10 protein-coding genes are annotated in these 11,715 nt (G+C 50.5%); 4 read left to right on the forward strand and 6 right to left on the reverse strand.

All coding sequences use genetic code 11. The annotated features are described in order from the left end of the window. The first annotated feature begins 22 nt into the window (after nt 1-22). The 3 genes from H9644_RS09925 (at nt 23) to H9644_RS09935 (ending at nt 3,094) form a co-directional block, all read left to right on the forward strand. Nucleotides 23-1,072 (forward strand): YeiH family protein, encoded by a 1,050-nt coding sequence (locus tag H9644_RS09925; RefSeq protein ID WP_191774400.1) that lies wholly within the window; start codon nt 23-25, stop codon nt 1,070-1,072. A 73-nt stretch (nt 1,073-1,145) separates the two neighbouring features. Continuing rightward, on the forward strand, nt 1,146-2,003 hold the full coding sequence (nfo, locus tag H9644_RS09930; protein WP_000873880.1) for a deoxyribonuclease IV: 858 nt from the start codon (nt 1,146-1,148) through the stop codon (nt 2,001-2,003). Nucleotides 2,004-2,005: 2 nt separating this feature from the next. Further along, complete coding sequence (locus H9644_RS09935) at nt 2,006-3,094, forward strand: sugar kinase (protein WP_191774402.1); 1,089 nt, start codon at nt 2,006-2,008, stop codon at nt 3,092-3,094. Nucleotides 3,095-3,199: 105 nt separating this feature from the next. On the opposite strand, the gene H9644_RS09940 is transcribed toward H9644_RS09935, so the two are convergent. Beyond that, nucleotides 3,200-4,450: a NupC/NupG family nucleoside CNT transporter gene (locus H9644_RS09940; protein WP_064526820.1), complete on the reverse strand. Its 1,251-nt coding sequence runs from the start codon at nt 4,448-4,450 to the stop codon at nt 3,200-3,202. A gap of 99 nt (nt 4,451-4,549) precedes the next feature. Further along, nucleotides 4,550-5,491 (reverse strand): ribosylpyrimidine nucleosidase, encoded by a 942-nt coding sequence (gene rihB / locus H9644_RS09945; protein WP_064526817.1) that lies wholly within the window; start codon nt 5,489-5,491, stop codon nt 4,550-4,552. A gap of 129 nt (nt 5,492-5,620) precedes the next feature. Here rihB and H9644_RS09950 point away from each other — a divergent pair, with 129 nt between their 5' ends. After that, complete coding sequence (locus H9644_RS09950; protein WP_064526815.1) at nt 5,621-6,319, forward strand: transcriptional regulator YeiL; 699 nt, start codon at nt 5,621-5,623, stop codon at nt 6,317-6,319. Nucleotides 6,320-6,389: 70 nt separating this feature from the next. Here H9644_RS09950 and H9644_RS09955 read toward each other — a convergent pair whose 3' ends face one another. From H9644_RS09955 to fruA, 4 genes are all read right to left on the reverse strand, one after another. Then, nucleotides 6,390-7,640 carry a NupC/NupG family nucleoside CNT transporter gene (locus tag H9644_RS09955; RefSeq protein ID WP_191774404.1) on the reverse strand — a complete coding sequence of 417 codons (1,251 nt, stop codon included), beginning with the start codon at nt 7,638-7,640 and terminating at the stop codon, nt 6,390-6,392. A 93-nt stretch (nt 7,641-7,733) separates the two neighbouring features. Further along, complete coding sequence (gene psuG / locus H9644_RS09960; RefSeq protein WP_135521887.1) at nt 7,734-8,672, reverse strand: pseudouridine-5'-phosphate glycosidase; 939 nt, start codon at nt 8,670-8,672, stop codon at nt 7,734-7,736. Continuing rightward, nucleotides 8,660-9,601, reverse strand: coding sequence for a pseudouridine kinase (locus H9644_RS09965; protein ID WP_064526809.1), 942 nt, complete (start codon nt 9,599-9,601; stop codon nt 8,660-8,662). Before H9644_RS09965 ends, psuG begins: the two co-directional genes overlap by 13 nt. A 422-nt stretch (nt 9,602-10,023) precedes the next feature. Continuing rightward, nucleotides 10,024-11,715: a PTS fructose transporter subunit IIBC gene (fruA, locus tag H9644_RS09970; protein WP_191774405.1), complete on the reverse strand. Its 1,692-nt coding sequence runs from the start codon at nt 11,713-11,715 to the stop codon at nt 10,024-10,026.

An 11,715-nucleotide genomic window follows, 5' to 3' on the forward strand; every position in this document is an offset into this window, starting at 1 on the left:
TGCCCGGTTAAAGGAGAGGGTTATGACGAATATCACCTTACAGAAACAACATCGTACACTGTGGCATTTTATTCCGGGGTTAGCCCTGAGTGCAGTTATCACCGGGGTCGCCCTGTGGGGTGGTTCCATTCCCGCGGTTGCGGGTGCCGGGTTTAGTGCCCTCACCCTCGCAATCTTGTTGGGGATGGTTTTAGGCAACACCATCTATCCGCACATCTGGAAAAGCTGTGACGGTGGCGTGCTGTTTGCCAAGCAATATTTATTACGTCTGGGTATCATTCTTTATGGCTTCCGTCTGACGTTCTCGCAAATTGCCGATGTCGGTATCAGTGGGATCATCATTGACGTGCTGACGCTGTCCAGTACCTTCCTGCTGGCTTGCTTCCTGGGGCAGAAAGTGTTTGGTCTGGATAAGCACACCAGCTGGTTGATCGGTGCCGGTAGCAGCATCTGTGGTGCTGCCGCGGTACTGGCGACTGAGCCGGTAGTGAAAGCAGAAGCCAGTAAAGTAACCGTGGCTGTTGCAACCGTTGTTATCTTCGGGACCGTCGCGATTTTCCTCTACCCGGCGATATATCCGCTGATGACTCAATGGTTTAGTCCGGAAACTTTCGGTATCTACATTGGTTCTACTGTGCACGAAGTGGCGCAGGTGGTGGCGGCAGGTCATGCCATCAGCCCGGATGCAGAAAACGCAGCAGTTATTTCCAAAATGCTGCGCGTGATGATGCTGGCTCCGTTCCTCATCCTGCTGGCGGCGCGTGTTAAACAGCTGTCTGGGGCGAACAGCGGCGAGAAAAGCAAAATCACTATTCCGTGGTTTGCCATCTTGTTCATCGTCGTTGCTATCTTTAACTCGTTCCACCTGTTACCGCAGAGCGTGGTGAACATGCTGGTAACGCTGGATACCTTCCTGCTGGCAATGGCGATGGCGGCGTTGGGTCTGACCACTCACGTCAGCGCGCTGAAAAAAGCCGGGGCGAAACCTCTGCTGATGGCACTGGTACTGTTTGCCTGGCTGATTGTTGGTGGTGGTGCGATTAACTATGTGATTCAAAGCGTCATCGCATAAACCACTACATCTTGCTCCTGTTAACCCGCTATCATTACCGTTTTCCTCCAGCGGGTTTAACAGGAGTCCTCGCATGAAATACATTGGAGCGCACGTTAGTGCTGCTGGCGGTCTGGCAAATGCCGCAATTCGCGCCGCCGAAATCGACGCAACCGCGTTTGCCTTGTTCACCAAAAACCAACGTCAGTGGCGTGCCGCACCGCTCACGACGCAAACCATCGATGAATTCAAAGCCGCCTGTGAAAAATATCACTACACGTCGGCGCAAATTCTTCCCCACGACAGTTATCTGATTAACCTCGGACATCCGGTCGCTGAAGCCCTGGAAAAATCGCGCGATGCGTTTATTGATGAAATGCAGCGTTGCGAGCAGCTGGGACTTTCTTTGCTCAACTTCCACCCCGGCAGCCATCTGATGCAGATTTCAGAAGAGGATTGCCTTGCGCGCATTGCCGAATCTATCAACATTGCGCTGGATAAAACACAAGGTGTGACCGCGGTGATAGAAAATACTGCCGGTCAGGGCAGCAACTTAGGGTTTAAATTCGAACATCTCGCGGCGATTATCGACGGCGTAGAAGATAAATCCCGCGTCGGCGTCTGCATTGATACCTGCCATGCTTTCGCTGCCGGGTATGATTTGCGTACTCCTGCCGAATGCGAGAAAACGTTCGCTGATTTTGCCCGTATTGTTGGCTTTAAGTATCTGCGCGGGATGCACCTTAACGATGCGAAAAGCACCTTTGGCAGCCGCGTTGACCGCCATCATAGCCTCGGCGAAGGCAATATCGGTCATGATGCGTTCCGCTGGATCATGCAGGACGACCGCTTCGACGGCATTCCGTTGATCCTCGAAACCATCAACCCGGATATCTGGGCAGAAGAGATCGCCTGGCTGAAAGCGCAACAAACTGAAAAAGCGGTAGCCTGAAGATGAACAACCGGGAGAAGGAAATCCTTGCAATTTTACGGCGTAACCCGCTGATTCAGCAGAATGAAATTGCGGATATGCTACAAATCAGCCGCTCGCGCGTAGCAGCGCATATTATGGATTTAATGCGCAAAGGGCGGATTAAAGGCAAAGGTTACATTCTCACCGAGCAGGAATACTGCGTAGTGGTGGGGACAATCAATATGGATATTCGCGGGATGGCGGATATCTGTTATCCGCAAGCGGCTTCTAATCCCGGTACAATTCATTGCTCGGCGGGCGGCGTTGGGCGCAATATCGCCCACAATCTGGCGCTGTTAGGACGCGACGTTCATTTGCTTTCAGTGATTGGCGATGACTTTTATGGCGAAATGCTCCTGGAAGAAACGCGCCGTGCCGGAGTGAATGTCTCCGGCTGCGTTCGTTTACACGGCCAAAGTACGTCAACATATCTGGCAATTGCCAATCAAGACGATGAAACCGTGCTGGCGATTAACGATACCCATCTGCTGGAACAGTTGACTCCGCAACTACTGAACGGGTCGCGCGATTTACTTCGTCATGCGGGCGTGGTGCTGGCAGATTGTAACCTGACTGCCGAAGCGCTGGAGTGGGTCTTCACCCTTGCCGATGAAATCCCGGTGTTTGTCGATACCGTTTCAGAATTTAAAGCGGGCAAAATCAAACACTGGCTGGCGCATATTCACACTCTGAAACCCACTTTGCCGGAGCTGGAAATTTTATGGGGCCAGGCCATCACCAGCGATGCTGACCGTAATGCCGCAGTGAATGCATTACATCAGCAAGGTGTTCAGCAACTGTTTGTTTATTTACCCGATGAGTCTGTTTATTGCAGCGAAAAGGATGGCGAACAATTTTTGCTGACCGCACCAACACATACAACAGTAGACAGTTTTGGCGCTGACGATGGTTTTATGGCGGGCCTGGTGTATAGCTTTCTTGAAGGAAGCAATTTCCGTGATAGCGCCCGTTTTGCGATGGCTTGCGCGGCGATTTCACGCGCCAGCGGCAGCATAAATAACCCTACCCTGTCTGCCGATAACGCGCTTTCATTAGTACCGATGGTGTAACAATGTTGCCGGATTCGACGCTTAACGCGTCTTATCCGGCCTACAAATCAGGCAATTTCAGCAAGTAAATGTAGGCCTGATAGCTTGCGCATCAGGCAATGACACTCAAGCTAAACCAATAAAGAATCCGGCAATGGTCGCACTCATCAAGTTGGAAAGCGTCGCCGCCGCCAGCGCCCGTAAACCAAGCTGGGCGATTTCCGGCGCACGGTGTGGCGCAACCGCAGAAAATGCCCCAACCACTACCCCGATAGAACCAAAGTTAGCAAAACCGCATAGTGCAAAAGAAATAATCGCCACGGTTTTAGCATCCAGAGTGCCACCCGTTTGCAGATATGGCGAGAAATTGAGGTAAGCGACAAATTCATTGATCGCCAGCTTCTGCCCAATCAAACTTCCGGCCAGATTCGCATCACTCCAGTCGACACCCATCACCCATGCCAGCGGGGCCAGCAGATAACCTAAAATTGACTCCAGCGAGGCATGCTCAAAACCGAACCAGCCTCCAACGCCGCCGACAATACCGTTAATTAACGCAATGATGGCAACAAATGCCATGACCACTGTCGCCACACCCGCCGCGATTTTCAGCCCGGTCATCGCCCCTGTCGCTGCCGCTTCAATAATACTTTTTGGCGGAGTTTCGGTGAAAGAGAGGTTATTAAAGGAAACCTGAGAAGATTCCGTGGCCGGACTTAACAAGCGAGCAAACAAGATCCCGCCAGGGATCGCCATTAATGATGCCGCCAGCAAATACTCCACAGGTACGCCCAGTGCGGCGTAACCAATCATCGTCGAACCGGCAATTGAGGCCATACCGCTGCAAATAGCCGTAAACAGCTCATTGCGATTCAGACGATCGATAAAAGGTTTCACAATCGCCGGAATTTCGTTTTGCCCAAGGAAAATAGTAGTGACCGCGACGAATGACTCGATCTTGCTGATATTTAATGCTTTCTGGAAGATACCGCCAAGAATGCGAATCAAGATCCCCATCACACCGATGTAGTAGAGAATACTCACCAGTGCGGTGACAAAGATAATTGCCGGTAATACTCTGAAACCAAAGATAAATCCTGCGCCATCAAACAGGGTGTCCATTTTCGGCCCGACCAGCGAACCGAAGATAAAAGCGCTACCTGCATCGCTGTACGCCATTACTTTGTGGACGCCAAAAGCGACTTTTTCTGCGACCCAACGCCCCGGTGGTAGCCACAGCATAATGCCGCCAATCACGACCTGTAACACCAACGCCGCGCCAACGGTACGCAGACTGATCTTCTTCTTATTTACTGACAGTAAAAACGCAATCGTCAGCAATACCACCATTCCCAGAACACTTCTCATGACATCCATAGTTATTATCTCTTCATGTCATTTTGGGCGACGGCTTTCTGCCCATCAGAAAAAGCCGGACTTGCATCTAGCGATACTGGCCCGGTTTGTTATCAACACTTAATGGGTTTTGATGTAGCCGCGAACGCACTCTTCGACTAAGCCCCAGAACCAGTCGGTATCAATAGTGATGCCGACTTTTGTATTAGCGGGCTTGCCGAGAACGCCCAGTTCGTCGCAGACCGTGCGCCCGTAGCAAGGGCCGCTGTTGACGTCCACTTCGACGTACATCTCCTGGGTTTTAATGCCATCAGGGTTAATCAGATAGCCAATGCAAGTGGCGTCATGCACCGGGCCGCCAGCCAGACCGTAGTTTTCGAACTGCGTTTTGAGAGTGAAATTCATGATGTCGCTGAACAGCTCCCCGGCAGGGCCACCGGCCCTTTCCATCCGCGCAATCACATCTGGGGTGCAAACGGTCTGGTTAGTGAGATCGAGCCCCATCATCACCAACGGAACGCCGGAGGTGAACACTACGCGTGCGGCTTCCGGGTCGGCAAAGATGTTGAACTCGGCAGACGGCGTGAAGTTACCTGTACCGTAAGCGCCGCCCATTAGCACAATTTCTCGGATTTTCGGCAGAATTGCCGGTTGCATGCGCATTGCCACCGCGATATTTGACAACGGACCGACCGGCACCAGAGTGATATCGCCTTCGCTTGCCATCAGGGTATCGATGATGTATCTCACCGCATGGGTGCTTTCAGCTTTACGGGTCAGCGGCTCGAATACCGGGCCATCCAGTCCGGTTTCTCCGTGAATATTATCGGCAACAATTTGTTTGCGCATAATAGGTTGCGGCATCCCCGCATAAACCGGAACATTAATCTCCAGTTTCTGGCAAACATTCAGGCCATTAATTAATGTTTTATCGAGGGTTTGATTACCCGCCACAATGGTGATACCTAATAAATCAATCGCTGGATGTTTCGCCGCCATCATTATAGCAATAGCATCATCATGACCCGGATCACAATCCAGAATAATTTTTCTTTTTTCCATTGTTTATTTCCTCTGTTTCCAGTTGCGTTATTTTTTGCTACAGCAAAGAAATTTCTACCGGCCGATGATTGAATCTTAACAACAGCGTACGTATGCTAAATATGAGAAATCTCATAGCGGATAAACATCGTGAAAGAAATCCACAATAATGAATTGAAGCAACAACTGATTAACGAATCCGCATTTAAGGAGTGCTTTTCAACAGATGTTTCTACCGACACGCGGTTATTTCACTTTTTAGCACGGGACTACATTGTGCAGGAAGGCCAACAACCGTCCTGGCTGTTTTACCTGACGCGAGGCCGCGCCAGGCTTTACGCCACGCTAGCCAATGGCCGCGTATCGCTAATTGATTTCTTTGCCGCGCCCTGTTTTATTGGTGAGATTGAGCTAATCGATAAAGATCATGAACCGCGTGCGGTACAGGCTATTGAAGAGTGTTGGTGCCTTGCACTCCCCATGAAACATTACCGTCCGCTGTTATTAAACGACACACTGTTTTTACGAAAGCTCTGCGTCACCTTAAGCCATAAAAATTATCGTAATATTGTTTCTCTAACGCAGAATCAATCATTTCCGTTAGTGAATCGCCTGGCAGCATTTATATTACTTTCGCAAGAAGGTGATCTTTATCACGAAAAACACACACAAGCGGCAGAGTATTTAGGTGTTTCTTATCGGCACCTGTTATATGTTCTCGCGCAATTCATTCACGACGGTTTATTAATTAAAAGTCAGAAAGGGTATTTAATTAAAAACAGAAAGCAGTTGTTAGGATTGGCGCTGGAAATGGACCCGGAGAATAAATTCTCCGGGATGATGCAGTAAAAATCATTTGCAATAGTGCGATTGTCGGATGCGACGCTTGATGCGTCTTATCCGGCCTACAAATCGAGCATTACGCCAGCCCAAGAAAGAACCCGGCAATAGTCGCACTCATCAAATTGGAAAGCGTCGCCGCTGCCAGCGCCCGTAAACCAAGCTGGGCGATTTCTGGAGCGCGTTTTGGCGAAATAGCCGAGAACGCCCCAACAACAACGCCGATAGAACCAAAGTTAGCAAAACCACACAGCGCAAAGGAGATAATCGCCACTGTTTTCACTTCCAGCGTACCACCTGTTTGCAGATACGGTGAGAAACTCAGGTAAGCAACAAATTCGTTAATCGCCAGTTTTTGCCCAATCAGGCTACCTGCAAGGTTAGCATCGCTCCAGTCCACGCCCATGATCCACGCCAACGGTGCCAGCACATAACCAAAAATACTTTCCAGAGATGCATTGGCAAAACCAAACCAGCCGCCAATTCCGCCGATAATGCCGTTGATCAGCGCAATAATCGCCACAAACGCCATCACCACCGTCGCCACACCTGCGGCAATTTTCAGCCCGGTCATAGCTCCGCTCGCCGCCGCTTCGATAAAGCTTTTTGGCGGCGTTTCGCTGAACGACAGGTTTTCAAATGTCACCTGTGAAGGCTCGGTTGCTGGGCTAAGAATACGCGCAAACAAAATACCGCCGGGGATAGCCATCAGCGATGCCGCTAACAGGTAGTCAATCGGCACGCCCATTCCGGCATAACCAATCATCATCGAACCGGCAATAGACGCCATCCCGCTACAAATTGCGGTAAACAGCTCGTTGCGATTCATGCGATCGATGAACGGTTTAACGATCGCCGGGATCTCGTTTTGCCCGAGGAAAATCGTCGTAACTGCAGCAAAAGACTCGATTTTGCTGATGTTAAGGGCTTTCTGGAAAATGCTGCCAAGAATGCGAATTAGCAGTCCCATTACGCCAATGTAGTACAGCAGGCTGATAAGCGCTGTGACGAAGATAATCGCCGGGAGTACGCGAAAGGCGAAGATAAAGCCCGCGCCGTCGAATAAGACATCCATTTTCGGCCCCACCAGCGAGCCAAAAATAAAGGCACTTCCGGCGTCACTGTAGGACATCACTTTATGGACGCCTAATGCCGCCTGCTCTACCGCCCATTTTCCCGGTGGAAAATAGAGCATGATGCCGCCAATGGCGATTTGCAGCAGCAGCGCGGCCCCAACCGTGCGCAAACTGATGCTTTTTTTATTTACCGACAACACAAATGCAATTGCCAGCAATACCACCATCCCTACCAAACTTCTCATTATATCCATAAGGATTTTCCCTTCATGCCAATAAACCCGGCGCCAGCGCCAGGTTTCGGTATGTATGATCGGTACGGGCGACGGCTTTCTGCCCGTCAGAAATTAACCTGCGAGACGCTGGTATTCTTTGGCAATTTCGCTCGCCAGAATGGCGTTGTTGAACACCAGCTGGATGTTGGATTTCAGGCTGTCGCCGCCGGTTAATTCCGCCACACGCGCCAGCAGGAATGGTGTACTTTCTTTACCGATAACGCCCTGCGCTTCGGCTTCAGCCACTGCCTGATCAATCGCCGCATTAATGGTGTGTTCCGGCATAGCAAACTGTTCCGGGATCGGATTCGCTACCACCAGGCCACCGTTCAGACCGCTTTGCCATTTCACCGCCATCGCGCGGGCAATTTCTGTGGCACTGTCGAGACGAATGCTGACGTCAAACGGGCTGGTACGGCAGAAAAACGCCGGCAGCGCTTTGGTCTGATAGCCAATTAACGGCACACCGAAAGTTTCTAAATATTCGGTGGTTAAGCCTAAATCGAGAATAGATTTCGCCCCGGCACACACTACGGTGACATTGGTGTGCGCCAGTTCCTGTAAATCGGCAGAAATATCGAAGGTATGTTCCGCCCCGCGATGTACCCCACCAATACCGCCGGTGGCAAATACTTTAATTCCGGCAAGTGCCGCAATAATCATCGTTGATGCGACGGTAGTAGCACCATTTTTTCCGGCTGCGACCACAAAAGGTAAATCGCGACGGCTAACTTTGGTTACGTTGTGCCCTTCGCGGCCCAGTAATTCAATTTCTTCTTTGCTTAAACCTACTTTCATTACGCCGCCGATAATGGCGATTGTTGCAGGAACGGCCCCCTGCTTACGAATAGTTTCTTCTACTTCAATTGCCGTTTGGGCATTTTGTGGGAACGGCATCCCGTGAGAAATAATGGTCGATTCCAGCGCAACTACCGGTTTTTTGTTTTTTAAAGCGTCCTGTACTTCCGGGGAAATTTGTAATAATTCAGGGGAAATGTTTAATTCAGACATTCTGCGTTCTCCACTAACGATATAACGTTGGCAATCGATAAATTGGGGTTATTGGTGTATTCACAGGAGAGCGCCATTGACGAACATCCCTGTGCAAAACGAACAGATTCGGCAAACGGCATTCCGTCGACCCAACACGATGCAAGACCTGCCATCATGGCATCGCCCGCTCCGGTAACATTAATGACATTGGTTTTAATCGGTGCAGACCAGCCGCTTTCACCGCCGATTTCACTGTAGTAAACACCGTCTCCGCCCATACTCAGTACTAATCGGTTCAGGCCATGTTGATGGAACCAGGCGGCAACTTTTGCCACATCTTCACGCCCTGACAGCGCAATCCCGCTCAGAGTTTCTGCTTCCAGACGGTTTGGCTTCAGCGTGTGGATCTGGCTTAGACGATCGCGCACTTTGACACATTTCCATGCCGAAACAGGATCGACAAATACAGGTACGTCGACGGCATTATCCAGAATCCAGACCAACGCCTCTTCACTGATATTACAGTCTGCGACAATGGCCTTTGCCCCCTGGATAAATTCACGGTGCTGTGCGAGATATTCCGCGGAAATACAGTTACTAATATTCATGTCATTTATAGCAACCAGCATTTCACCGGTATTATCGAGCAATGATAAATAGCTCGACGTATTTTCCCCTGGCACAATCAGGCATTTATCGACATAAACACCGGATTGATTGGTTTGCGTCAGGAGCGATTGGCCATAAAAATCACTGCCTACAGCGCTCAGTAGCCAGACTTTATTCCCCAGCAACGCCAGATTTTGCGCGATATTGCGGCCTACTCCACCAGGAGTAAATTTTATTTTACCTGGATTTGAATCCGCATAATTTAATGATTCATGTGAATATCCGGCGACATCAATATTCGCCGAACCTATAATTACGACATATTCCTTTTCGCGCATAGCACGTCCTCTGGTAAAAAATTACCAACTCTGTCAATCCACAAGAATATAGGTACTGCAAATAACGTTTAAACATGTGTTCATATTTAAACATGTGCTCATAGTATGCATGTTTTACTTAAAGTAAATCGCCGCCAGATGGGCAAAATGGGCAGATTTGAACAGGCTCACAAAACGCTATTAAATGTATGGATTTAAAAAACGAAGAATTTGTGACGGGATGCACAGAATGGGAACAATAAAAAAGGGCAGAAATTAATCTGCCCTTGAGGAAACAACGTTGATGTTTGATGAATATTTCAGATTTCGACTTAAAGGTAAACCATATAAATTCATATAGTTACCATTAAGAACTTGTCAATCACCCTGCTATCATCAAATGATTCAGGGCAGGAAATTTCTGCCCTATTGTTCACGTTTTATTATGCTGCTTTCGCTACCGCGTCCACTTCCGGACGTTTCAGGAAGGCATAGGCCAAACCCGCCACCAGCGTACCGGCAATAATTGCCACCAGGTAACCCAGTACCGGCGTAATAGCCCCCGGGATCAGCAGAACAAACAGACCACCGTGCGGTGCCATCAGTTTCGCACCAATCGCCATTGAGATTGCGCCAGTCAATGCCCCACCAACGATACAGCACGGCAGCACTCGCATCGGGTCACGGGCCGCAAACGGAATTGCACCTTCGGAAATAAAGCACAGTCCCAGAACCAGAGCTGCTTTGCCGCCTTCCTGTTGCGCTTTATCGAATTTGCGACGCGCCACCATTGTTGCCAGCCCCATTGCCAGCGGTGGCACCATACCTGCCGCCATAATCGCCGCCATTGGGCCATAGGTTTGGGTACTCAGCAGACCCACACCAAACGCGTACGCCGCTTTGTTCACCGGGCCGCCCATGTCAGTACACATCATGCCGCCAAGGATCGCACCCAGCAGCACCGCATTCGCAGTACCCATGGTTTGCAGCCAGTGGGTCAGACCTTCGAGGATACCTGCAACCGGTTTACCGATCAGGTAGATCATCGCCAGGCCAACCACCAGGCTGGATACCAGCGGAATGATCAAAATCGGTTTCAGCGCCTCCATACTCTGTGGCAATTTCAATTGGGTACTGATTAACTTCGCGATGTAACCTGCCAGGAAGCCCGCGATAATACCGCCAATGAAACCAGAACCCGTGCTGACTGCCAGCATACCGCCAATCAGACCAGGCGTGAGGCCCGGACGATCGGCAATAGAGAAGGCAATATAACCCGCCAGTACCGGTACCATCAGCGCAAAGGCTGAACCGCCACCAATCTGCATCAGCGCCGCAGCCAGCGTACCCGGCTCTTTAAACGCTTCGATACCAAAAGCAAAAGAAAGCGCGATACACAGACCGCCAGCAACCACCATCGGCAACATGTAGGAAACGCCCGTCAGCAAGTGACGATACGCGCCTGCACTCTCTTTCTTGCCTTCCGTCGCCGCCGTTTGAGCTTTGCCTGCTGGTTCGTACGGCGTTGCTTCAGCAACGGCTTTATCCAGTTCCTGCGCGGTTTTCTTCAGCGCCAGACCGGTAGAGGTGCGATACATCGGTTTACCAGCAAATTTCGCCAGATCGACTTCAATATCTGCCGCCACAATCACCAGATCCGCCGCTGCCACTTCTTCAGGCGTGATGGCATTACCCGCGCCTACAGAGCCACGAGTTTCAACTTTCACCCACCAGCCACGTTTTTTAGCTTCGGTTTCAATGGCTTCTGCCGCCATAAAAGTGTGAGCTACACCAGTTGGGCAAGCAGTCACCGCAACCACGCGTTTCGGCCCGCTGGCAGCAACCGGCGCTGTAGCGGCTACCGGCGCAGTGTAAGGTTTCGCATGGCCTTTGGCTTCACTCAGGAACAGCTCAGGGTGCGCAACGGCCCGGGAAATATCGCCCAGCCAGACATTTTTACCGTTCAGCGCGCTGTCGTTAGGGATGGAATCACCGAGTACAATCGCCATTTCAGCATCGTTAGGATTGTCGATGATTTCCAGTTTTGCTTTTCGCGCCGCCGCGCCCAGCAGGGTCTTCGCCATATAGGCGCGTGCCTGACCGAGATTAGCGTCAATAATCAGCAGCGTTTTCAT

The organism is Escherichia whittamii (assembly GCF_014836715.1).
Classification (GTDB): domain Bacteria; phylum Pseudomonadota; class Gammaproteobacteria; order Enterobacterales; family Enterobacteriaceae; genus Escherichia; species Escherichia whittamii.